The organism is Comamonas sp. C11, assembly GCF_024496285.1.
In the GTDB taxonomy this organism is placed as follows: Bacteria; Pseudomonadota; Gammaproteobacteria; order Burkholderiales; family Burkholderiaceae_C; genus Comamonas; species Comamonas testosteroni_F.
In genome coordinates this window covers 650,712-675,382 of record NZ_CP101743.1, presented here as the reverse complement: position 1 = coordinate 675,382, position 24,671 = coordinate 650,712, and the positions used below count along the sequence as shown (strand labels likewise).

14 protein-coding genes and 2 pseudogenes are annotated in these 24,671 nt (G+C 63.0%); 7 read left to right on the top strand and 9 right to left on the bottom strand.

What is annotated here, in order from left to right; translation table 11 throughout:
* Positions 1-90: 90 nt before the first annotated feature.
* Positions 91-1,377 carry a TRAP transporter large permease gene (locus NOX35_RS03080; protein WP_003073074.1) on the top strand — a complete coding sequence of 429 codons (1,287 nt, stop codon included), beginning with the start codon at positions 91-93 and terminating at the stop codon, positions 1,375-1,377.
* A 74-nt stretch (positions 1,378-1,451) separates the two neighbouring features.
* Here NOX35_RS03080 and NOX35_RS03075 read toward each other — a convergent pair whose 3' ends face one another.
* Positions 1,452-2,063 (bottom strand): 4'-phosphopantetheinyl transferase superfamily protein, encoded by a 612-nt coding sequence (locus NOX35_RS03075; protein ID WP_182285562.1) that lies wholly within the window; start codon positions 2,061-2,063, stop codon positions 1,452-1,454.
* Positions 2,063-6,169 carry a Pls/PosA family non-ribosomal peptide synthetase gene (locus NOX35_RS03070; protein ID WP_256495678.1) on the bottom strand — a complete coding sequence of 1,369 codons (4,107 nt, stop codon included), beginning with the start codon at positions 6,167-6,169 and terminating at the stop codon, positions 2,063-2,065. Before NOX35_RS03070 ends, NOX35_RS03075 begins: the two co-directional genes overlap by 1 nt.
* A gap of 372 nt (positions 6,170-6,541) precedes the next feature.
* Between NOX35_RS03070 and NOX35_RS03065 the strand changes: the two are divergent.
* Positions 6,542-6,664, top strand: a pseudogene (locus tag NOX35_RS03065) (TRAP transporter large permease subunit); the annotation flags it as partial.
* A 63-nt stretch (positions 6,665-6,727) separates the two neighbouring features.
* Here NOX35_RS03065 and NOX35_RS03060 read toward each other — a convergent pair.
* Positions 6,728-7,528, bottom strand: a complete 801-nt coding sequence (locus NOX35_RS03060) for an IclR family transcriptional regulator (protein ID WP_256495676.1) — start codon at positions 7,526-7,528, stop codon at positions 6,728-6,730.
* A 164-nt stretch (positions 7,529-7,692) separates the two neighbouring features.
* Here NOX35_RS03060 and NOX35_RS03055 point away from each other — a divergent pair, with 164 nt between their 5' ends.
* The 3 genes and pseudogenes from NOX35_RS03055 to NOX35_RS03045 form a co-directional block, all read left to right on the top strand.
* Entirely contained in the window at positions 7,693-9,339 is a 1,647-nt protein-coding gene (locus NOX35_RS03055) for a GMC family oxidoreductase (RefSeq protein ID WP_256495674.1), read from the top strand.
* A gap of 44 nt (positions 9,340-9,383) precedes the next feature.
* The gene (locus NOX35_RS03050; protein WP_256495672.1) at positions 9,384-10,721 is read left to right on the top strand and encodes an MFS transporter; all 1,338 of its coding nucleotides are present in this window, start codon (positions 9,384-9,386) and stop codon (positions 10,719-10,721) included.
* Between the two features lie 131 nt (positions 10,722-10,852).
* Positions 10,853-10,990: pseudogene (locus tag NOX35_RS03045) on the top strand (TRAP transporter large permease); the annotation flags it as partial.
* A gap of 100 nt (positions 10,991-11,090) precedes the next feature.
* Here the strand turns inward: NOX35_RS03045 and NOX35_RS03040 are convergent.
* The 5 genes from NOX35_RS03040 to NOX35_RS03020 form a co-directional block, all read right to left on the bottom strand.
* Positions 11,091-11,852, bottom strand: coding sequence for a hypothetical protein (locus NOX35_RS03040; protein WP_256495671.1), 762 nt, complete (start codon positions 11,850-11,852; stop codon positions 11,091-11,093).
* A gap of 15 nt (positions 11,853-11,867) precedes the next feature.
* Positions 11,868-17,804, bottom strand: coding sequence for an excinuclease ABC subunit UvrA (gene uvrA, locus NOX35_RS03035; RefSeq protein ID WP_256495670.1), 5,937 nt, complete (start codon positions 17,802-17,804; stop codon positions 11,868-11,870).
* Between the two features lie 149 nt (positions 17,805-17,953).
* Positions 17,954-18,091 (bottom strand): hypothetical protein, encoded by a 138-nt coding sequence (locus tag NOX35_RS03030; RefSeq protein ID WP_182285555.1) that lies wholly within the window; start codon positions 18,089-18,091, stop codon positions 17,954-17,956.
* Between the two features lie 223 nt (positions 18,092-18,314).
* Complete coding sequence (locus NOX35_RS03025; RefSeq protein WP_256495669.1) at positions 18,315-19,328, bottom strand: porin; 1,014 nt, start codon at positions 19,326-19,328, stop codon at positions 18,315-18,317.
* A gap of 259 nt (positions 19,329-19,587) precedes the next feature.
* Positions 19,588-21,270: an MFS transporter gene (locus tag NOX35_RS03020; RefSeq protein WP_182285553.1), complete on the bottom strand. Its 1,683-nt coding sequence runs from the start codon at positions 21,268-21,270 to the stop codon at positions 19,588-19,590.
* A 292-nt stretch (positions 21,271-21,562) separates the two neighbouring features.
* On the opposite strand from NOX35_RS03020, the gene NOX35_RS03015 reads away from it, so the two are divergent.
* A complete protein-coding gene (locus NOX35_RS03015) occupies positions 21,563-21,871 on the top strand; it encodes a DUF485 domain-containing protein (RefSeq protein WP_003061686.1) in 309 nt (102 codons plus the stop codon).
* Positions 21,868-23,601: a cation acetate symporter gene (locus NOX35_RS03010; protein ID WP_256495667.1), complete on the top strand. Its 1,734-nt coding sequence runs from the start codon at positions 21,868-21,870 to the stop codon at positions 23,599-23,601. The genes NOX35_RS03015 and NOX35_RS03010 overlap by 4 nt, the downstream gene beginning before the upstream one ends.
* A 92-nt stretch (positions 23,602-23,693) precedes the next feature.
* On the opposite strand, the gene NOX35_RS03005 is transcribed toward NOX35_RS03010, so the two are convergent.
* Complete coding sequence (locus tag NOX35_RS03005) at positions 23,694-24,614, bottom strand: LysR family transcriptional regulator (RefSeq protein ID WP_182285551.1); 921 nt, start codon at positions 24,612-24,614, stop codon at positions 23,694-23,696.
* Between the last annotated feature and the right edge of the window lie 57 nt (positions 24,615-24,671).

The following is a 24,671-nucleotide window of genomic DNA, read 5'->3' as shown; positions in this document are numbered from 1 at the left end:
CGGCCGGCATAGGCCCTTGCTCGCTGTCCCTGGCTTGGTTCAGGCCAGTTTTATGCATTGCGCCATGAATCACTGATTGACTGAAACACCATGGGTATCACTTTATTTGTTGCCATCATCGCCCTGCTCACGCTGGGCTTTCCGGTGGCGTTTGCGCTGGCCATCTCGGCAGCCCTGGCGGTCTTCGTGGGCGGACGCTATCCACAGCTGATCGTCTTCAAGGAAATGTTCACGGGCATCGACAGCTTTCCGCTGATGGCCGTGCCCTTCTTCATCCTTGCCGCAGAGCTGATGTCGGGCGGTGCGCTGACTGCCGTGCTGCTGCGCTTTGCCGCCCAGTTCGTCGGCCATCTGCGCGGCGGTCTGGGCTATGCCAATGTGCTGTCGCTGACCATGTTCTCGGGCATCTCGGGCTCGGCCCTGGCCGATGCGGCCGGCCCCGGCTCCATGATGGTCAAGATGATGGACAAGGCCGGCTACAGCCGGCCCTATGCGGCCGCGCTGACGGCCAGCACCGCCATCGTCGGCCCCATCATTCCGCCATCGGTCAGCATGATCATCTATGCGCTGCAGGATGAGAACGTGTCCGTGGGCGGCCTGTTCATGGCCGGCTTCATTCCCGGCATTCTCATCGCGCTGGCCATGGCGGCCGTCAACTGGTGGGTCTGCAAGAAGCGCGACTACCGCAGCACCGAGCCGCGCCCCTCGGCACGCGAGATGTGGAGCACCAGCTTCAAGGCCATCCCCGCGCTGATGCTCATCGTGCTCATCGTGGTCGGCATCCGCTTCGGCATCTTCACGCCCACGGAAGCCTCCGTCGTGGCCGTGTTCTATGCCCTGGTCTGCGGCAAATGGGTCTACCGCACGCTCAAGTGGTCGGCCCTGCCCGGCATCCTGGCACGCTCGGCCATGCTCACGGCCTCGGTGCTGCTGGTGATGGCGACCTCGGCAGCGTTTGCCTGGGTGCTCACGGTGGAAGGCATTCCGCAGTATCTGTCCGAGCTGATCGTGAGCTGGGAACTCTCGCCCGTGATGTTCCTGATTGCCGTGAACATTCTGCTGCTGGTCTTCGGCATCTTCATGGAGCCGCTGCCCGGCGTGATGATTCTGGTGCCCATTCTCGCGCCCATCGCCTTCAGCCTGGGCATCGATCCCACACACTTCGCCATGGTGGTGATCGTCAACCTCACGCTGGGCATGATCACGCCACCCGTTGGCGGCCTGCTGTTCGTGACCGCCGTGTCCACACGCGTGTCCATCACCGAGCTGACGCGCGAGATGCCGCTGTTCCTGCTGGCCCACTTCGTCGTGCTGTGCCTGCTGACCTTTATCCCCGAGCTGTCAACCTGGCTGCCGCATACGCTGGGCTTCCAGTAAGCACTGTGCTCATCCGCCAAGGCTGCCTCCGGCAGCCTTTTTTTGGGCAACCGGACTACTGATATACGGCCTGTTCAGCGCAGGCCGCCGCTGCCGGCAGCGCCATACCAGGCCACTGCGCCCGCATAGCCAGCTGCAGGCTCCAGCGGTGCGCAGTCCATGCCCGTCAGCCGCGCCTGCAGCGTGGCGCTCCATTCCGCCAGACCCAGGCCTGCGCATTTAAGTCTGGCTTCGTGCTGCGTCCATGCCCTCGCAAATGCTTCGAAGAAGAGAGTACCCGGCGCAATATCCAGAAGCTTCCGAGCGGTTTCCGGACTCAGAAAGAGGCGCACTACATCCTCCAGCTCGCAGCGTGGCACGGTCGCGTCCACGGCCTGGATATCCACGCCTACCGCAGCCCGGCCATGCCAGGCCAGCAGTGCCAGTCCCGGCGCGTGGCTGATGGAACAGTGCGGCGCCGCAAGCGGCTTGCCGCGCAGCAACAGCTGCGGTGCCTGGTTGCGCAGATTGCTGACCTCAAGCTCGGCCTCGGTACAGCCCAGCTCCGGTGCCAGACAGGTACGCAGCGCCGCCCTAGCCTGGCCGCGCGCCCTCTCACGGTCTGTGGCATCCAGACCCTGTACCAATCGCAGCTGCGGCGCATCGGCCCGCCGCTCGCCGGCAAAGAGACAGGGCCGGATCTGCATCAGGCCGTCCCGGTGCGGCGCCGGGCCGGTGCGGCCGGCGCGCCCTCCCAGCGTGTGCGCGCAGGCAGGGTCTCGCCCTTCATCACCAGGGTCAGCGGCCCGAGCTGAACATCGTCGCCCACGCTGGCACTGTAGAGCACAGTGCAGCGCGCGCCCATGGTCACGCGGCTGCCTATGGACACATGGTCTATCTTCATCACCCGGTCCTCGAACAGATGAGTCTGCGGGCAGCACAGCGCATTGAGCTCGCTGTGAGCGCCGATCGTCACGCAGTCATGCTCGGTGATGTCGGTGGTATCCAGATAGACGCTGGCGGCAATCTTGCAGCCCATCAGGTTCATGGCCAGTGGCAGCCAGGGCGTGCCACGCAGGTAACGCAGGAAATTGGGCACCGCCATGCCCTCATACATATTGGTCGCGGCCTCGGAGAGCCAGACAAAAGGTGTCCACATGGGCACAGCCGTCTTGCCGTAGCGCCTGATAGTCAGCCATTTGAACAGCGCCACCAGAAAGAACGCCACGATCCCGAAGACCACCCCTGAAATGGCCAGGTCCAGCACCACGGCCCCCCAGCGCTCTTCAGAAGCCAGAGGCATCGCGTCCAGCACAATGGCATAGCCGACGGCAATCACCAGCGCATGTGGAACGGCAATGCGAACGGCCTCCACCAATCCGCGCGCGAATCGCCGCCACGCAGAGGGCGCAAACGTCAGGTGCTCGGGATAGCCCTGTGCGACCTCCCGCGCCGGCAAATTGATCGCGGGTGCCCCCAGCCAGGTGTCGCCGCTTTTCATGTCCGCATTGCGTGGCACGGCAGTCATCACGCCTATGAGCACATTCTCGGGGATGGTCGAGCCATCGGGCACATAGGCGCCGTTGCCGATGAAGCTGCGGCGCGACACCACCGTGGGCTTGACCGTCATCCAGCCGCCGTCAATGAGCTCGTCGCCCAGCATCACTGCATCGGCCACAAAGCATTCGTCACCCAGCGTCAGCATATCGGGCACCACGCCCAGCGCCGTGGACAGCTCGGTCTGCTTGCCGACCTTGGCGCCCAGCAGCCGGTACCAGGTGGAGGAGTAGACCGTGGCGTAGATGCCGTGCAGCGTGGACAGGCTCGCCTCCTGGATCTGGTTGACCAGCCATTTGCCCAGGTAACGCCCGCTGTGCACAGACCAGGTGCCGGCCCGCGTACGCGGCAGGAACAGATAGCGCACCAGCGCCGCCGCCAGCACCGTGCAGGCCACCAGCACCAGGCTGGATGGCAGGGCCAGCACAAAGAACTTGAGAAGGCGCAGCACAAAGGCCCCTCCCGCATCGACCACGCCCTGCTCCAGCAACGGCCGCACCGAGATCGCCTCGATGTCGAGCACGTCGATCAGCATGAAGGTCGGGAACACCGGCATGAAGAACAGCGTGGCCACCAGCAGCCCCCCCGCCAGGAAAACCAGCATCTCCAGGGTCTGGCGCAGCCGCCCGGCAGTCTGGCGCGGCGGCAGGCTGGTGGGGTCGAACTCGCCCACGGCCCGCGCCGGCGAGCCGGCCCAGATGCTGCGCGCGGGCAGGACCATGCCGTCGGCCAGCGCCGACTGCCCCTCGAGGTGGGCCCAGTCTTCGAGACAGGTATTGCCTTCCACGACCACATACGAGCCTATGCACACCTCGTTGCCGATGACGATACGGCCCAGCACCAGCTCGCCGCCTTCGACGCGCGCGTTCTCCATGCTCACGGCATTGCCCACGCTCACGCCGTCGCCGATGGCCAGCAGGTCGGGCACACGCACCGTCATCGAGCCGAGATTGGTCTCCCGCCCCACTTTCGCGCCCAGCGCACGCAGCCACAGCGGGTGCAGCGAGGAGCCTGTGATCATCGCGATGGGCACGGCCTCCACCAGCCGGTCGGCTAACCACCAGCGGAAATAGGTCCATCCCCACAGCGGGTAGCGTCCCGGCTTGAGGCGCCCCGCGACCAGCCATTTGCCGGCCCAGGCAATCACGAATTCGGCCAGGGTGGCGATCGCGAAGGCCAGCACCGACATGGCCACGGCAAACCATACCGAGTCGTTCTCGTCGCCGGTAAAGAAGTGGTAGGTGAAGAAAGGCGCCAGCCACTGCGCCATCTTGATCAGCACCAGCATAGGAATCGCCACCGCCTGGGCCACGCCGCAGCGCCAGCGCCGCCACGCGGAATGGATGCGGAAGGGCCGCTGCGGAACACCGGCTGCAGCCTCATCGTCGGCCAGCATGGTGGCCTGCAGCGCATCGGCGATCCGGCCGATGTGACGCTGCTGGTAGATGGTGCTCACGGTAACCCGGGCAAAGCGCGCATCGGCTCGCAGCAGCGAGGTCAGCCGCGCCGCGAACAGGGAATGCCCGCCCAGGTCGCTGAAGAAATCCAGCCCGCGGCGTATGGACTGCCCCGGAAAAAGCTGGGCCAGGGCCGCGAACAGCACTTCCTCGGCCGGAGTTTCAGGCAGGTCGGAGCCGCAAGCATCCATCGCGGCGGACAGCGGCCGGACCTTGAGTGCCTTGCGGTCTATCTTGCCCGAGGTCAGGCGCGGCATCTCGGCCAGTGCCTCGAATCGCGCGGGCACCATATAGGGAGGCAGGTGCCCGGCCAGGGCATTGCGCAGTGCGGAATGCATCGGCAGCGCATCTGCATCGGCGGGCACATAGAAGGCAACCAGCTGGTCCATGCCCTCGTCCTGGCGCAGCAGAACGGCCGTGGTTCCGACGCCCGGCTGCTGCGCCAGCACGGCCTCGATCTCGCCGAGTTCCACGCGAAAACCGCGGATCTTGACTTGGTCGTCGGCCCGACCCAGGCAGTGGATCTGGCCATGCTCGTCGATACGCGCCAGATCCCCGGTGCGGTACAGCCGCGTATCGTGCGGACCCTGAGCCCAGGGATTGGCGAGGAATTTCTCGGCCGTCAGATCGGGGCGGCCCAGATAGCCGGCAGCCACGCCGGGGCCGGTGATGCACAGCTCGCCGACCTCGCCCTGCGGCAAGCCCACCAGGGCGGGCGCGGTGCCGGCCGGAAAGCTGTCGGCCTCGATCACCCGCACCACCACCAGGCCGTAATTGGGCAGTGGCGTGCCTATGGTCACCGGCTCGCCGGCCTTGAGTTCGGCCAGGCTGGCCGACACCGTGGCCTCGGTGGGACCGTAGGTGTTGAACATCTGCCGGTGGCCACCGCCATCCCGGCTGGCCCAGCGTGCCACCAGCGTTTCGGGGCACATCTCGCCGCCAAGATTGATGAGGCGCAAACTCGGCACATCCTGCGCGAACAGCGCCAGCAGCGTGGGCACGGCATGCAGCACCGTCACCTGCTGCTCCACCAGCGCGCGCGGCAAGGCCTCTGGGTCACCGGCGATCTCTCTCGGCGCCAGCCACAGCGTCGCACCCACGAGATAGCTGATCCAGATCTCCTCAAACGACATGTCGAAGGCCACCGAGAAGCCCTGGTAGACCTTGTCGCCCCGTTGCACCCCAAGCCGCGCGTTCTCGCTGCGCAGAAAGTGGCAGATGCTGCCCTGGGTGATGGCGATGCCCTTGGGCTTGCCCGTGGAGCCGCTGGTATAGATCACATAGGCCGGATAGCCGGGCTGCGCGCCATCGCGCCGGCGCAGCGCCGTGCCCGCCGGCAACGGCGCCAGCAATGCTGTGTCGCTGAATACCTGCGCTGAAATACCTGCCTGGGCTTGCACCAGATGCGTCTGCCGCTGCGCGATCAATAGCGCCTTGGCATTCGCATCGCCGAGGCAGGTGGCGATGCGTTCGGTGGGCGTTTCGGCATCGAAGGGCAGCCAGGCGGCGCCGGTCTTGGCGATCGCCAGCTGCAGCGTGAGCAGCTCCATGCCGCGCGGCAGCCACAGGCCCACCATGTCGCCGGGGCGGATGCCGGCCTCGATCAGCCGGTGCGCGGCACGGCTGGCATCGGCGTCCAGCTCCGCGTAGCTGCACTGACGCAGCTGCTCGCCCTGTCCCTCGATCAGCGCGATCTGTTCGGGATGGGCTGCGGCGGTCGCTTCGAAGATATCGGCCAGCACCTCGTGGCGCAGCAGGTCCGGCCGCTCGGGCCCACGCAAAACAACAGTGTCAGACATAGATCAGCGGCTTACCCGGAGCAACCATGCATCCGAACCTGGTGGCGCCGCTCTTTTCAGTCTGCCATTATTGAGCGGGCCACCCGTTTTGGGGCTGACGCAGCCGGCCTCCCGCCCCTGCGTTGCACAATACTTACATTGATGGAAAATCGCCTTGAGCTTCGTCGGCGGCGCTCTGTCATTGCGCAAGCCTGGGGATCTGCTGAGGCCGTGCGGCATGCGAACGCAAGCGTCGTTCCTGCCCCACGGGCAGGTTCACGGCGCATCGCACCGGACGCTGCTTCCGTGCGGAAGATAACCCTGCTTGAGGGGGCCGGTCCTTGGGCGGGATCTTCAAGAGCATGGCACCATGCCATACGCCAGCTCATGTGTGCCATGAACATTCTGCGGATGATCTTCGGCATCTTCATGGAGCCGTTGCCCGGCGTGATGATTCTGGTGCCCATTCTCGCGCCCATCGCCTTCAGCCTGGGCATCGATCCCACACACTTCGCCGGGTGGCCCTGTGCTGCGACGACCGCGTCCAGCGGATCGCGCCCCGTGCGTTCAATGCCGGCACTAGAACAAGAGCTTGCCCATGCGCTGTGCAGCAGCCTGCAAATGCGGCAAGCCCGTGAGCGCCTGCTCCAGAGACATGCGTGCCTGCGGCGCGTGCACCGCCAGCGCTGCACGGCACAGGCCTTTGTCGTCCTTGATCGGTACGGCCACGGCAATCATTCCCAGCATGAACTCTTCACGGTCGCAGGCATAGCCAAGCGCTTGAATCTGCTGGACCTGTTGGGCCAATGCCTCGGCTGATTGCAAGGTGCGTGACGTACAAGGCGTCAGCAGCAGGTTTTCCAGCACGGCCTGACGACGCTGATCAGCCATATGCGCGAGGAAAAGCTTGCCGCTGGCCGTCGCATGCAAAGGCACCAGGGACCCGACTTCCAGTTGCATGCGCAAGGGCCAATGCGTCTCCACCCGGTCCAGATAACGTACACGGGTTCCATCAAGAACCGTGAGGTTGCAGGTCTCACCCAAGGTCTGCACCAGCTGGGACAAAACCTCATGGCGCAAAGCCTGGCGCGGATCGCATTGCAGGGCTTTCACCGCAAGACTGAGCAAGCGCGGACCTGGCGCAAAACTGCGATCCCCCTCGTGCCGCGTCAGCCACTGCCGCGACTCCAATCCCGAGCACAAACGCGAAGCTGTGGCCTTGGGAAAGTGCAGCGCATTGGCAATTTCCATCAGCCCAGGAGGTTCGCTGCTTTTGGTCACGTAATCGAGCACCGCGAGCGCACGGTCCGACATTGAGCTGGGATCTTCCTGGGAGGGCTGTGCGGCATCGGAAGCACTTTGTGGAATTGCTACAGGCATGACAGGAATGATGGCACAGCTCGCGGATACGCCAGTTGAAAGCCCATGCGTCCCGGTATTTACACCAGCAAGGGAAAGCGCTGATTGCAGCGGGCAATCACGCATTTAGAGTTCCACCAAAAGGAACAAATAGTTCCCCTTGGCAGAACAAAAGGAGATTTGCTGTGTCAGATGCGATCGCAAGTTATGACTACGTCATCGTCGGCGCCGGCTCTGCCGGATGCGTTCTCGCGGCACGACTTTCCGAAGACCCCGACAACAAGGTCCTGCTGCTGGAGGCAGGGCCTCCCGACAGATCTGTCTGGATCCACTTGCCCATCGGTTATGGCAAGACCATGTGGAGCCCTCAATACAACTGGCGTTTCGAGACAGACCCCGACCCCAATATGAACGGACGAAGAATCTATTGGCCTAGGGGCAAGACCTTGGGTGGAAGCAGTTCCATCAACGGCCTGATCTACGTGCGAGGCCAGGCACAGGACTACGATCACTGGGCCGCGCTGGGCAACCCAGGCTGGTCCTATGAGGATGTGCTGCCCTACTTCATCAAGTCAGAAGGCAATGCAAGAGGCGCGGTCGACTTCCATGGCGCAGCCGGCCCGCTCAAGGTCTCGGACATCGGGGCCAGGCATGAGCTGATTGAAGCCTTTATTGCCGGCGCCGAGCAGATCGGCGTCCCACGCACGAGTGACTTCAACGGGCAGCAGCAAGAAGGTGCCGGCTACTACCAACTCACCACGAGCAAGGGCTTGCGCTGCAGCACCGCCAAGGGCTATCTGGGCCCCGCCCGCAAGCGTCCCAATCTGCATATTGAGACCGATGCCATGGCCACCGGACTGATCATGCGTGGCAAACGGGCCATAGGCGTGGACTTTCGCCAGAACGGCCGGATGCGCAAGGCAATGGCCCATGCAGAGGTCATCTTGTCCGCCGGAGCCATTCAATCGCCCCAGCTCTTGCAGCTGTCAGGCATAGGACCTCGCACACTGCTGCAAAGCCTCGGAATTCCAGTCGTGCACGAACTGCCTGGCGTGGGTGAAAACCTGCAAGACCATTTGCAGATCCGTCTGAGCTACGAGTGCAGCAAACCGATCACCACCAACGATCAATTGAACTCCTGGGTTGGTACGACGCGACTGGGGCTGGAATGGCTTTTCTACCGCTCGGGTCCCCTGGCCGTCGGTATCAATCAGGGCGGGTGCTTCATGCGGGCCCTCAAGAATGCCGACGGCAGCCCCGTCGCCATCACACCAGACATCCAGTTTCATGTGTCCACGCTCTCTGCGGACATGGCCGGCGGCAAGGTCCACCCTTACTCGGGATTCACCATGTCAGTGTGTCAGTTGCGCCCCGAGTCTCGCGGCCATGTGCGTATTCGCTCCACAGATCCTTTTGCCGCGCCTTCCATGCAGCCCAACTACCTGAGCACGGAACTCGATCAACGCACCAACGTGGCCGCCATTCGCTCAGCCAGACAGATCGCGCAATCTGCAGCCATGGCTCCATATGTCAAACGCGAAGTCAAGCCCGGTCCACAGACGCAAAGTGATGAGGAGTTGCTGGAGTTCTGCCGCGATAACGGCGCCACGATCTTCCACCCCAGCGGCACCTGTCGCATGGGCCTGGCCCAGGACCCTATGGCTGTGGTGGACGCGCGCTTGCGCGTCCACGGCATCCAAGGGCTGCGTGTGGTTGATTGTTCGATCATGCCGACACTGGTTTCGGGCAACACCAATGCCCCCGTCGTGATGATTGCCGAAAAAGCCGCCGACCTGATCCATGAAGACGCAAAGCAGTTTCAAGTCGCATGACTGCTTGAAGGTTCAAACCACGCGACAAGACACCAGGAGACATCATGGCAAAAGACAGTGATCCCAAGGTCGTTCGTAAGGTAGTCACCTCCGCACTGATCGGAGCCACCATCGAGTGGTATGACTTCTTTCTGTACGGCGTAGTCGCCGGCATCGTGTTCAGCAAGCTCTACTTTCCTGGGGAAGATCCGCTGATCTCCACCCTGCTGGCCTACACCACATTCGCCGTCGGCTTTGTCACCCGGCCTCTTGGAGGCATTATTTTCGGGCACTTCGGCGACAAGATCGGACGCAAGAGCATGCTGGTCATCACCCTCATGATCATGGGCGTTTCGACCTTTCTCATCGGACTGACTCCGACCTACGCGCAAATCGGCATAGCCGCGCCGATCCTGCTGTTGCTGCTGCGCATCGCGCAAGGCATAGGGCTAGGCGGAGAATGGGGCGGAGCCGTGTTGATGGCCTATGAATATGCGCCCAAGAACCAGCAAGGCTTCTACGCTTCACTGCCTCAGATCGGTCTGGCCGTAGGCTTGTTCATGGCATCGGGCGTCGTGGCACTGCTGTCCTGGCTGTGCACCGACGAGCAGTTCATGGCCTGGGGCTGGCGCATCGCCTTCCTGATATCGGGACTGATGGTACTGGTAGGCATGTACATCCGCCTGCACGTGAAGGAGACACCGGAATTTGCTGCCGTCAAGGAGCGCAACGCGGAAACGGCTATTCCTTTTTTTGACATGATGCGCCGCTATCCCGGCAACGTGCTCAAGGGCATGGGGGCCCGTTATATCGACGGTGTGTTCTTCAACGTCTTCGGCGTGTTTTCCATCAGCTACCTGACCAACACTGTGAAGATATCGCGCACCGATGCGCTGATGGGCGTGATGCTGGCGGCCGTAGTGATGTGCGTGACCATCCCGTTCTTTGGCCGCATGTCGGACAGACTGGGGCGTGCCCGCACCTACATGTGGGGCTCACTCATTACCGCCATCTCGGCCTTTCCAGCCTTCTGGCTGATGACGAATAGCAACGGCAATGCGATGCTGATCTGGGCTGCCATCGTCATTCCGTTTGGCGTGCTTTATGCATCGGTCTATGGTCCGGAAGCAGCGCTTTTCTGCGACCTTTTCGACGCCAAGGTTCGCTACACCGGCATCTCCTTCGTCTATCAGTTCTCCGGCATCTTTGCGGCGGGCATCACTCCCATCATCGCGACCAGCCTGATCAAGGCAGGTGACGGCTCGCCCTGGCTGATCTGCCTGTACGTCCTGTTTGCCGGCCTGGTCTCCGCCTTGTGCGCCATGTCCATAGGCCGCAGCCCGCAAGCGCAGGCTGAAAGCCAGCCCGACACTCGCCCGGCAAGCACGTACAGAAGCGCTTGAACGTCGATCCGGAGACGGGGCAATACCCGACAGAGTATTGCCCCACACCACGACATCAGCCTCTGGCCAGCACCGGCGCCAGTGCCTTGCCGGTGTGGGTGCCGATGCTGACCAGCGCCTCGGAGGTTCCCGTGTCCACGCGGGTGTCCATCACCGAGCTGACGCGCGAGATGCCGCTGTTCCTGCTGGCACACTTCGTCGTGCTGTGCCTGCTGACCTTCATCCCGGCACTGTCCACCTGGCTGCCGCATACGCAGGGATTCCAGTAAAGCGGGCTGTGCTGGACCACAAGGCCTGCGTGCATCACGGGTGCCTTTTTTGCGATCAGAAATCGGTGCCGCTGACTCATGAACACCATGAGCGTGCGCGCTACAAGCGACGTTCACTCACTTCCACGCGCGCACCCAGCGCCCCGAAATGCTGCACCAGGCGGTCCTTTTGCAAGGCGCTGACGCTATCGTCCAGCAGCGTCAGCGGCAGCCTGGTCTTGAGTTTCAGCAGCTCCTGCGCAGACAGCGTCGTGAAGATTTTCCTGAGCGCCAGCATGACCCTGGCCGGGTCGGGCCCCAGCTCCAGCAGGCGCACGGTGTAGAAGATGGTGGAAGAGCGCGTTTCAAGCGGCACCAGTGGCGCTTTGGCTGCCTTGGCCTGCACATGCGCCATCAACTCCTCGAGCGAGGCGAACAATGGCCTGGCCGCGCGGTGCGGCTCGTCATGCCACTTCCACAGCACAGGCACTTCGGGCCGGCTCATGTCACCGATCAGCGGGTCGCCATCCAGGCCATGGCTCAGCACCAGCCAGTGCGGGCTCCAGCCATCCGCCACCGCGCCATCGATCCAGCGCAGATCACCGGGCGTGCTGGCCTTGAGGTCCAGGCCGAAGCGGTACTCACCAGTCTGAGACCACAGCCCAGCCGCCTCGGTGGCGCGCTGCATCGCGAGCCAGTTGCCCGCGCCTTCACGCCATGCAGGAAGCTGCAGCCACGGCAGCGCATCCTTCCAGCCACGCGCCCACGTCATCCAGGCCTGCACCGCCGGCGGCAGCGGTGGGTGCGCGATCTGCGCCATCCACGCGACACGCGAGGCGGCCAGTTCCGCCGGTGCAGGAAAGTTGCTGCGCGAGAAGGACATGGTGCGCGCCGCCTCTTACCGCGCCAGCAACGGCGCCAGTGCCTTGCCGGTGTGGGTGCCGATCTTCACCAGCTCCTCGGGGGTTCCCGTGGCCACGATGCGCCCGCCGTCCTTGCCGCCTTCGGGGCCCAGATCGATGATCCAGTCCGCCTCGGCAATCACGTCGAGGTCATGCTCGATGACCACCACGCTGTGGCCGCCGTCGACAAGGCGGTGCAGCACATGGATGAGCTTGTCCACATCGGCCATGTGCAGGCCCACGGTGGGCTCGTCAAGCACGTACAGCGTGTGCGGAGCCTTCTGTCCGCGCCGGCCGATATCGTCGCGCACCTTGGTCAGCTCGGTCACCAGCTTGATGCGCTGGGCCTCGCCGCCCGACAGCGTGGGCGATGGCTGGCCCAGGGTGAGATAGCCCAGCCCCACGTCCTTGAGCAACTGCAGCGGATGGGCAATCGAGGGCATGGAGGCGAAGAACTCGACGGCCTCGTCGACCTCCATCTGCAGCACATCGCCAATGCTCTTGCCGCGCCAGCTCACGGCCAGCGTCTCGGGGTTGAAGCGTGCGCCGTGGCAGACTTCGCAAGGCACTTTGACATCGGGCAGAAAGCTCATCTCGATGGTGCGCACGCCCTGGCCCTCGCAGGCCGGGCAACGCCCTTCGCCCGTGTTGAACGAGAAGCGGCCAGCCGCATAGCCGCGGGCCTTGGCCTCCAGGGTCTCGGCAAACAGTTTGCGAATCGTGTCCCAGAAGCCGATATAGGTCGCCGGGCAGGAGCGCGGCGTCTTGCCGATCGGGGTCTGGTCGACTTCGAGCACGCGGTCGATGGTCTCGAAGCCCTTGAGCCCCTTGCAGCCCACGAGTGCCGGCGACTTGCCGGCATCCATGGCATCGCGGCCGGCCTTGGTCGAGCGCTGCTGCACCCAGGCCGCCACATTGCTCAGCAGCACATCACGCGCCAGCGTGGACTTGCCCGAGCCGGAAACTCCGGTCACGGCCACCAGCCGCTTGAGCGGAACACGCGCCTCCACGCTCTGCAGATTGTGCAGATTCGCGCCCAGCACCGTCAGCCAGTGCAGTACGTCGCTGTCTTGCGGCACCACATTCTCAGTAGCAGCTACCGCTTTCTTTTTCTTGGCTTTGGATGGTTTCTTATCTAAAACCTCCATATCGCCAGCGTCAGAAGCTTCTGCATTGATAGCAGCCGTTTTTTCCGGAGGCTCGCCCTCCCCCACCCACAGACGCGGCTTGAAGGGATGGCGCATGGCGTGCAGCAGATAGCGCCCCGTGACCGAGTCCTTGGCCGCCATGATGTCATCCACCGTGCCCTCGGCCACCAGACGGCCGCCGCGGATGCCGGCGCTGGGGCCGATATCGATCACGTGGTCGGCGCGGCGAATCGTGTCTTCGTCATGCTCCACCACCACCAGCGTGTTGCCCTTGTCACCGAGCTTGTGCAAGGCATTGAGCAGGATCTGGTTGTCGCGCGCATGCAGGCCGATGGTGGGTTCGTCCAGCACATAGCAGACACCTTGCAGATTGCTGCCCAGCTGCGCGGCCAGCCGGATGCGCTGGGCCTCGCCCCCGCTCAGCGTGGGCGCGCCGCGGTCCAGCGTCAGATAGTTGAGTCCGACCTCTTCCAGGAATTCGAGACGGCTCTGGATCTCGGGAATCAGATCGCGCGCAATATCGGCTTCGCGGCCCGTAAGCTCCAGACTCTGTATCCATTGGCGCACATCGCTGACCGACAGCTGGGCAATATCGGTGATTGCCTCATCGTGAAACTTCACGGCTCGCGCCACAGGGTTCAGACGTGTGCCCTGGCACTTGGGGCATTCCACCTCGGCCAGGTCCTCCACTTCCTGTCCCTCGAACTTCACCTCACGGCCCCGATTGTCGTCGGCCAGCAAGGTGTCGTCATAGACCTTGCGCTGGTCCTTGGTCAGCTTCACACCCGTGCCCACGCAATCGGGGCACCAGCCATGCTTGCTGTTGTAGGAGAACAGACGCGGGTCCAGCTCGGCATAGCTGGTGGCGCAGACCGGGCAGGCGCGCTGGGTGGAGAACACCTGCAGCGCGCCGATGCCGGCCGTGCTCCGGCCGCCCTGCATGGCGTCGGCCAGGTTCTCGATGCCGGACAGCACATGCAGCACGCCCTTGCCGATTTCCAGCGCCTGGCGCAGATGGCCGCGCAGCTCCTTCTCGTTGGCCGCGGTCACCGTCACGCTGGCCACGGGCAGCTCGATGGTGTGTTCCTTGAAGCGGTCGATACGCGGAAAGCCCGTGGTCGGCAGAAACTCGCCGTCCACGCGCAGATGCGTGTAGCCCTTGGGTCTGGCCCAGTCGGCCAGCTCGGTATAGACGCCCTTGCGGTTGACGACCAGCGGACTGAGCAGGCCTATGGTCTGCCCGCGGAAATTCGTCATCAGCTGCGCGGCAATGCTTTCCTCGGTCTGCGGCTGCACGATGGCATCGTCGTGTATGCAGTGCTGCACGCCCAGCTTCACATAGAGCAGGCGCAGAAAGTGCCAGACCTCGGTGGTCGTGCCCACCGTGGACTTGCGACCGCCACGCGACAGGCGCTGCTCGATGGCCACAGTGGGCGGTATGCCATAGACCGCATCGACCTCGGGACGGCCCGCTGGCTGCACGATGGAGCGCGCATAGGCATTGAGCGATTCGAGATAGCGGCGCTGGCCTTCGTTGAACAGGATGTCGAAAGCCAACGTGGACTTGCCCGAACCCGAGACACCGGTCACCACATTGAACTTGCCGCGCGGCACATCCACGCTCAGGGACTTGAGGTTGTGTTCCTTGGCATTGACGATCTCGATCGCGTTCTTGGCCTGCGGCGCCTTTTCGGCCTGGGCCTTGCGCTGGGGCTTGTAGAGCATGGGAGCGACTTCGCGCACCGCCTCTCCGCCCACGCCCATGGCCAGGTCGTATTCGCGCAAGGCCTGGGCCGTGTGCGATTCCTTCACATGGCGCACCTCCTCGGGCGTGCCCTCGGCCACGATCAGACCGCCGCCGTCACCGCCTTCGGGACCCAGATCGATCAGCCAGTCGCTTGCGCGAATCACGTCCAGGTTGTGCTCGATGACGATCAGCGAGTGGCCCGCTTCGAGCAGCTTGCGCAATGCGCGCATGAGCTTGGCAATGTCTTCGAAATGCAGGCCGGTCGTGGGCTCGTCGAACAGGAACAGCGTGCCTTTCTTGGCCAGCGACTGCCTGGATTTGGACTGCGCCTTGGCCGCCTCGGCCAGAAAGCCGGCGAGCTTGAGACGCTGTGCCTCGCCGCCCGACAGCGTGGGCACGGGCTGGCCCAGCTTCACATATTCCAGGCCCACATCGACGATGGGCTGCAGCGCGCGGATCACGTCGCGGTCCTGCGCAAACAGCAGCGCGGCTTCGGCCACCGTGAGTTCCAGCACATCGGCCACATTCAGCGGCTGGCCGTTGCGCTCGATTTTCACTTCCAGAATCTCGGGGCGATAACGCGTGCCGTTGCAGTCCGGGCAACGCAGATAGACGTCCGAGAGGAACTGCATCTCCACATGCTCGAAGCCCGAGCCGCCGCAGGTCGGGCAGCGGCCGTCGCCGCTGTTGAAGCTGAACTTGGCAGCCGTGTAGCCGCGCTGGCGTGAAAGCGGCGCCACGGCGAACAGCTCGCGGATCGCATCCCAGGCGCCCACATAGCTGACCGGGTTGGAGCGCGCCGTCTTGCCGATCGGCGACTGGTCCACAAACATCACATCGGCCAGATGGTCCGCGCCCAGCAGGCGCTCGAACGCGCCCGCCGCATCGGTGGGCTTGCCGAAATGGCGCATCAGTGCCGGCACCAGCACGTCCTGGATCAGCGTGGATTTGCCCGAGCCCGACACGCCGGTGATGGTGACCAGGCGCTGCAGCGGAAAGTCCACGCTGATATCGCGCAGATTGTGCTCGCGCGCGCCTTCGAGAATCAGGCGCGGCGTGCTCTCGGTCACCATGCGCTTGAGACCGAAGCCCACCTGCTTGCGCCCGCCCAGATAGGCGCCGGTCAGGGTATCGGCCTTGCGCAAATCCTCGGGCGTGCCGTCGAACACGATCTGGCCGCCGCGCGCACCCGGGCCCGGCCCCATGTCTATCATTCGGTCGGCGGCAAACATCACGGCGGGGTCATGCTCCACCACTACCAGCGTATTGCCCGCATCGCGCAGGCGCTGCATGGCTTCGGTGATGCGCTCCATATCGCGCGGGTGCAGACCTATCGATGGCTCGTCGAGCACAAACAGGGTGTTGACCAGCGAAGTGCCTAGAGCGGTGGTCAGGTTGATGCGCTGCACCTCGCCACCGCTCAGCGTGCGGCTCTGGCGGTCCAGCGTGAGATAGCCTATGCCTACATCGCACAGATACTGCAGCCGCGTCATGACTTCTGCATGCAGCATCCTCAATGCCTGGGCTTCACCATCATTTTTAACGGCATCGTTGTCTGGCGCCAGCTGCGCAAAGAAGTCACGCAGGCGCGTGATCGGCAAACGCATCAGATCATGCAGACACAGGCCGGGCAGGCTGTCGAGCTGCTCGCGGCTCCAGCCCACCGCCTGCGGCATGAAGCGCTGGTATCGGCCGCTCTCGTCGCCGGGCGGCAGCACGGCATCCGCGGCCTGCTTTCCGCCAATGCGCCAGAGCAGGCTTTCGGTCTTGAGGCGAGCGCCACCGCAGCTCGGGCATTCGGTATAGCTGCGGTACTTGGACAGCAGCACCCGGATATGCATCTTGTAGGCCTTGCTTTCGAGATACTCGAAGAAGCGGCGAATGCCATACCAGGTCTGGCTCCACTTGCCGTTCCAGTTGGGCGAGCCCTCTATCACCCAGTCCTTCTGCGCCTGGGTCAGCTTGGACCAGGCCGTATCGCGTGGAATGCCCTCGGCCTCGGAGTGGCGCATCAAATCGTCCTGAATCTCCTTCCAGGCCGGCGTCTGGATCGGCTTGATGACACCGGTGCGCAAGGTGAGCTTTTCATTGGGAATCACCAGTCCCCAGTCGACCCCGATGACGCGACCGAAACCACGGCAGGCATCGCAGGCGCCCACCGCGGAGTTGAAGGAAAACAGCGAGGGAATCGGCTCCTGGTAAGTCAGATTGCTCTCGGGACAGTGCAGGCCCAGCGAGAACTTCCACAGCTCGGGCTCGGCCGCCTCGACACCGCTATCGGGCAACACATAGACCGTGAGCCTGCCGCTGCCGCGCTTGAGGCCCACCTCGATCGCCTCCATGGCGCGGGAACGCTCGGCCTTGCCGAGGCGAAAGCGGTCGGCAATCACATCCAGCACCTTGATCTTCTCGGGGGCTGGCTTGGCTTTTTTCTTGGCCTTGGCGGCCTCGTCACTGGCCGCATGCGCGCGCTCCACTTCGCGCTCGGCCTGCACCTTGGTGAAGCCGCTGGCAGACAGCCATTGCTCCACCTCCTCGGCCGAGGTATTGGCCGGCAGCTCCACCGGGAAGGTGATGGCAATGCGCGGGTCGCCCGCGGCCTCGCAGCGCTGGGCCAGCTCGGCATAAATACTGTCCGCCGTATCGTGGCGCACCGGCAGGGCCGTCCTGCTGTCGAACAACTGGGCCGCACGCGCAAACAGCAGCTTGAGGTGATCGTTGATCTCCGTCATCGTGCCCACGGTGGAGCGCGAGTTGCGCACCGGGTTGGTCTGGTCGATGGCAATCGCGGGCGGCACACCTTCGACCTTGTCCACAGCCGGCTTGTCCATGCGATCGAGGAACTGACGCGCGTAGGCGGAGAAGGTCTCGACATAGCGGCGCTGGCCTTCGGCGTACAGCGTGTCGAACACCAGGCTGGACTTGCCCGAGCCGCTGGGGCCGGTGACCACGGTCAGTTCACCGGTACGGATATCGATGTCCAGATTGCGAAGATTGTGCTGGCGAGCACCACGGATACGGATCAGGCCCTGCGTCATGTTCTGCGGTCTTTTCTATGGAGGCCAAACATTCTAGGCAGTCCTGGCAAGAGCCTGGGTTGCGCATGTGCATTCAGGTTTGCCGCAGCTCTGAAGAGTGCAATAAAAAAAGCCCCGGCTGGCGGGGCTTTGATCGCTTGCGGCAGTCTTCATTTGGACTCCACCGGTGCATGAATCGCATCCGCACCATGTTTTTCGCCGCTCATATCCACCTTGTCCCCCGCCTTCATGATGACAAACAGCGCCACGGCGGCAAACACCACAAAACCAATCGCCAGCTTCCACATATCAGTCTCCAGAGTCGTTATGAACAGAGGCAGCCGGAGCGGCAGCTTGCGTCGCGCCAGACAGCAAGAGCATTGAGCCTCACCGAGTTTGCGCGTGGCTTACTGCAAGGCAGGCTGCGCATAAGAAAAAACCCCATGCCTTGCGACATGGGGTGTGAACTTGGAGTAATGGTCTGCATTATCAGCTGCAGCTGCTGGAGACACCGCTTGCGCGGTGCACAAATTAGAAGTTGTGGCGCACGCCCAGAGCGAAGGAGCTGAAGTCCGCGCCGGCATTACCAGTCACATAGTTCGCACCCTTGCTGTTGTTCACCTTGGTGTAGTAGCCATACACCTTGGTGCGCTTGCTCAGGTTGTAGTTGTAGCCCAGAGTCCACTGAGTGGCGGCGGAGTCAGCAATATGGCTCCACTTGTTGGCATGACCCACGTTGGCATGGAATTCCGAAGCGCCCATGGTGTACATGGCCGACAGACGGAAGTTGTTGCGCGAACCAGCGCCAGTGCCGGTGATCTGGTTGTCGTCCTTGTTACGCTGGTAGTAGGCACCCAGAGTCACTTGACCGAATGTGTACAGGCCGCGCAGGGCAGCTTGCCAGTTGTCGCCCACCTTGCTGAAGCCAGCGCCCAGGTGCACAGGACCGGTGGCGTAGTTGGCGGCCAGATCGTAGCCATTCTTGCGAGGACCGACCGAGGGATCCTTCTCGTGCATAGACACGGAGGCATCCACTGTCAGGCCGCCCATGCTGGGAGTGCGATAGCCGATCTTGTTCTTGGTGCTCAGACCGCCGAACCAGACGGGATCGTAGTACAGCGCATCGGAAGAAGAACCGGTGTCGTGGTTGTGCATGCTGATGTAGTCAGCAGTTGCGTAGTAGGACTCGGGAACGAAGTTGCCCAGACGGATCATGCCGAAGCCGCCGGACAGGTTCACTTCGCTCTGACGCGCAAAGGACATGCCGGTGGTGGGGTGGGTCCAGGCGGAACCGGTGCCGGTGTCGGAGTTGAAGCCGGACTCCAGGGTGAAGCCTGCCTTCAGGCCGCCACCAAGATCTTCGGTACCGCGAATGCCCCAGCGGGAAGCATTGTTGTACAGGCCGGACACCGATTCACCGCCAGCCTTCTGGCGTTCGACGGTGGTGTTGATACGGCCGTACAGCGTCACGCTGCTCTGTGCCATTGCGGTGGTTGCGCCCATCACAGCCAGTGCGGCCAGTGCGATGCGAGTCATCTTGGTCATTCAATGCTCCTATATCCTGGGATAGTGTTTTTTGCACCGCATTGGCTTGTAGGTTGTTGGCCCTCTCGCGGCTAGGTGTGATTCTAGGTTGGCCCCTCTCAAAAGCATGATTTCCATCGCAAAAAAGTAACGCAATGATGCTTTGTTGCCACACTGCTGTAACCCACTAGTGCTGATGCAAACAAAAAAGACCTGCAAAGCACAAGCCTTGCAGGTCTTCGATGTGATGCTGCATAAATTGCAGCACCATCACTTTGCCTCAGTCTTCTGCGTAGATGTCGCGGTCCTTGGTTTCGGGCACGAACAGCGTGCCGATCACGGCCGTCACGCCAGCGATGATGATGGGATACCAGAGGCCGTTGTACATATTGCCGGTCTGCGCCACGATGGCGAAGGACATGGTGGGCAGCAGACCGCCGAACCAGCCATTGCCGATGTGATAGGGCAAGCTCATCGAGGTGTAGCGGATGCGTGTCGGGAACAGCTCCACCAGCATGGCTGCAATCGGGCCGTAGACCATGGTCACCAGCAGCACCAGATAGGTCAGGATCGCGACCATCATGAACTTGTTCATCTTGGCGGGGTCGGCCTTGGTGGGATAGCCATCCTTGGCCAGTTCTGCAGCCACGGTCTTCTTGAACGCACCGTCCTTGGCCTTGGCATCTTCAGGGCTCAGGCCCTTGAGCGAGAACGAAGGAATCTCGGTCGCACCGATACGGATCATGGCCTGGGTGCCTGCAGCCGCCTCTTCGGTTTCATAGCTCACGGAACCCGCAGCCAGCACCTGCTTGGCCACGTCGCAGGAGCTGGTGAACTTGGTCGTGCCCGTGGGGTTGAACTGGAAGGAGCACTCCGCAGGATCGGCCACGACGACCACCTTGTTCTTGGCTTGAGCCGCAGCCAGGTCGGGGTTGGCGGCTTCGGTCAGCGCCTTGAAGACCGGGAAGTAGGTCAACACGGCCAGAATGCAGCCCAGCATGATGATGGGCTTGCGGCCGATCTTGTCGGACAGCGTGCCGAAGACCACAAAGAAAGGCGTGCCGATCAGCAGTGCGGCGGCAATCATCAGATTGGCCGTCACGGCATCGACCTTGAGCTGCTGCGTCAGAAAGAACAGCGCATAGAACTGGCCGGTATACCAGACCACAGCCTGACCGGCGGTCAAGCCGACCAGCGCCAGAATCACGATCTTGAGGTTCTTCCACTGACCGAACGACTCAGTCAGAGGCGCCTTGGACACCTTGCCCTCGGCCTTCATCTTCTGAAAGGCTGGAGACTCGGACAGCGTCATGCGAATCCAGACCGAGATGGCCAGCAGCAAAATGGAAACCAGGAATGGAATACGCCAGCCCCAGTCGGCGAACTTCTCTTCACCCATCGAGGTACGCACACCCAGAATCACCAGCAGCGACAGGAACAGGCCCAGCGTTGCCGTGGTCTGAATCCAGGAGGTGTAAGCACCGCGCTTGCCATGCGGCGCATGCTCTGCCACATAGGTGGCAGCGCCGCCGTACTCGCCGCCCAGGGCCAGGCCTTGCAGCATGCGCAGCGCGATCAGGATGACGGGAGCGGCCACGCCAATGCTGGCGTAGTTGGGCAAGACGCCGACGATGAAGGTGGACATGCCCATGATCAGGATCGTCACCAGGAAGGTGTACTTGCGCCCGATCATGTCGCCCAGACGGCCGAACACCAGCGCGCCGAAGGGGCGCACGATGAAGCCTGCCGCAAAGGCCAGCAACGCGAAGATGAAGGCCGATCCTGCATCCAGACCGCTGAAGAACTGCTTGGCGATGATGGCTGCCAGAGATCCGTACAGATAGAAGTCGTACCACTCGAAAACGGTTCCGAGCGAAGACGCAAAGATGACTTTGCGCTCTTCCGGGCTCATCGGCCTTGGGGCCGATTTACCTCCCATATGTGCTGTCGCATTGATGGCCATGTTTGTCTCCTAGGTTTTGGAATTTCAGGCGCTGCCAACTCACCTGTTTGCCCAATATCAAAGCGACAACTGACCGCTAACTTACAAAAAAAAGCTTCTCAAAAATTCAAGACTGGGCATTACCCGACCCTCTCCGCACTTACCCGGATTGGTTTTTTTTTGATGTGAAAAACCGGGGGCAAACACCGATATCGTAAGTAAGGAGGCGGTCAGACGGGCTTCTCAGAATGCATCGCAAGCAAGCCACCGAGCACCTGATGGCAGGCTGGAAAACTTCAAAGGAGACAACGCTGTGCGAGACCCTGTGATAGAGACAATCCAAAGCAACCCCGCCTACCAGCAACTGCGCCGCAAGCGCAATCGCCTGGGCCTGGCGCTGACCGTTCTGATGCTGATCGTGTACTACGGCTATGTCGCGCTGATTGCATTCGACAAGGAATTCCTGGCCCGCCCCATTGGCGCCGGAGTGACCACCCTGGGCATTCCCATCGGCATGGGCGTCATCATTTTTTCCGTGATCATTACCGGCCTCTATGTGCGCCGCGCCAACAACGAGTTTGATCAGCTCACCCGCGACATTCTCAAAGGCATCAAGCAATGAAGCAGCGCATCTATTCCCAATGGCTGGCGGGCGCCGCGGCGCTGGTCGCGACAGCTCCTGTGCTGGCCGCCGGCGGCGACGTCGGCAACGCCGCCAAGCAGGCCACCAACTGGACGGCCATCATCATGTTCACCGCCTTTGTGGTGGCAACCCTGTGGATCACCAAATGGGCTGCGGGCCGCACCAAGTCGGCGTCCGACTTCTATACCGCAGGCGGCGGCATCACCGGCTTTCAGAACGGTCTGGCGATTGCAGGCGACTATATGTCTGCCGCCTCCTTCCTCGGCATCTCGGCCTCCGTCATGGCCAGCGGCTATGACGGCCTGATCTACTCCATCGGTTTTCTGGTGGGCTGGCCGATTCTGACTTTTCTGCTGGCGGAACGCCTGCGCAATCTGGGCCGCTTCACTTTTGCCGACGTGGCCGGCTACCGCTTCGAGCAAAAGCCGTTCCGGATTTTTGCCTCCTGCGGCACGCTGGTAGTGGTGGCCTTCTATCTGATTGCCCAGATGGTGGGTGCAGGCCAGCTGATCAAGCTGCTGTTTGGTCTGGACTACTGGATTGCCGTGGTCCTGGTCGGCGGCCTGATGATGATCTATGTGCTGTTTGGCGGCATGACGGCCACTACCTGGGTGCAGATCATCAAGGCCTGCCTGCTGCTGGCCGGCGTGACCTTCATGGGCTTCATGGTGTTGTCCAAATACGGTTTCAGCCCCGAGGCACTGTTTGCCGAAGGCGTGAAGGTACGCACCCAGATCGCCGCGAACGGCGGTGCCGAGCCATCCGTCGCAGAGAAACTGGGCCTGGCCATCATGGGCCCGGGCGGCTTCATCAAGGACCCGATCTCCGCCATCAGCTTCGGCATGGCGCTGATGTTCGGCACCCTGGGCCTGCCCCACATCCTGATGCGCTTCTTCACCGTGCCTGACGCCAAGGAAGCACGCAAGAGCGTGTTCTGGGCCACGACCTGGATCGGCTACTTCTATGTGCTGATCTTCATCATCGGCTTCGGCGCCATCACCCTGGTGCTCACCAACCCCGAAATGGCGGACACGGCCAAGGGCGTGATCCACGGCGGCGCAGGCACGGCCAATATGGCCGCCGTGCTGGTGGCCAAGACCGTGGGCGGCGATGTGTTCTACGGCTTTATCTCGGCAGTGGCCTTTGCCACGATTCTCGCCGTGGTCGCAGGTCTGACCCTGTCCGGCGCCTCGGCCGTCTCGCACGACCTCTACGCCACCGTCATCAAGAAGGGCAAGGCCGACAGCGCCTCCGAACTCAAGGTCTCGCGCATCACCACGCTGTGCCTGGGCTTTGTGGCCGTGCTGCTGGGCATTGTGTTCGAGAAGCAGAACATCGCCTTCATGGTCTCGCTGGCCTTTGCCGTGGCGGCTTCCGCCAACTTCCCGCCGCTGCTGCTGTCGGTGCTGTGGAAGAACTGCACCACCAAGGGCGCCGTCATCGGCGGCTTCATGGGCCTGGTCTCCTCCGTGGGTCTGACCATCGTCTCGCCCTCGGTGTGGGAAGCGACTCTGGGCCATCCCGCCGGCTCGGCCTGGTTCCCATACGCCTCGCCTGCACTGTTCTCCATGGCGATCGGCTTCTTCGGCGTGTGGCTGTTCTCCGTGCTCGACAAGAGCGCTCAGGCAGCCAAGGAGCGCGCCGTGTTCCCTGCGCAGCAAGTGCGTTCGGAAACCGGTCTGGGTGCCGCAGGCGCATCCGGCCACTGATGATGTGAATGGCCCGGCACCATGCCGGGCCCCGGCAGGACTCTGCCCTCACCTCGGCCCGCAGAGACCTCAACGGTTTCTGCGGGCCGCGCTCATTCCACGTCCATCCCGCCGGCCTGCGCCAGCTCGAACAACAGCTCCCGTGCCCACTGGTGTCCGGGAGAGCGATGGGTGCGTGCATGCCAGGCAGCCGTCTTGGTGAAACCCGGAATCTCCAGCGGCGGCTCCAGCACCACCAGTCCCGAGTCGGGCCTGACCAGACGCCGCGGCACGACGGCAATCAGATCGCTGCTGCGCAGGATTTCGGGCAGCACCAGAAAGCTGGTCACGGACAGCGCTACACGCCGCCGCCGTCCCAGGCGCTCCAGCGCCTCGTCCGTCACACCATGGAAACTGCCTCCGTCATAGGACACCAGCGCATGGTCCAGCGCGCAGAAGCGCTCCAGTGACAGGCCACGCCGGCGCACGCCGGGATGGCCCTGGCGCATCACGCAGACATAGCGTTCATCGAACAGCCGGCGCGCATGCAGATCGGGGGCCGTGCGCTCCGGCGTAACCAGCGCCAGATCGATATCGCCGCGCTCCAGTCGCTCGTGCAGCGGCAGATGCTGGGCCGGCACCACAGCCACGCACATACCGGGCGCGCGCTGGCGCAACACGGCCAGAAACGGCAGCACCACCGCCTGCAGCGCGTAATCCGTGGCGGCAATGCGCAGCGTCATATGTGCCGTAGCCGGATCAAAGGCCTGGGGACGCAGCAGCGCTTCGGCATTGCACAGCAATTCCTTGAGCGGCCCGGCCAGTGCCAGCGCGCGCAGCGTGGGGGCGATGCCGCGCTGCGTGCGCACGAACAAGGGATCGTCGAAGCTCTCGCGCAGCCGCGTCAGCATGCCGCTGACCGCCGGCTGGGTCAGCGCCAGACGCTCGGCAGCGCGCGTCACGCTGCGCTCGTCCAGCAGCGCATCCAGGGCCTTGAGCAGATTCAGGTCCAGACTCTTGATATCAGTCGGCATGATTTCACAAATCAGAAATATCGATTGGATTTATTTCACCACAGACCCCATCATTTC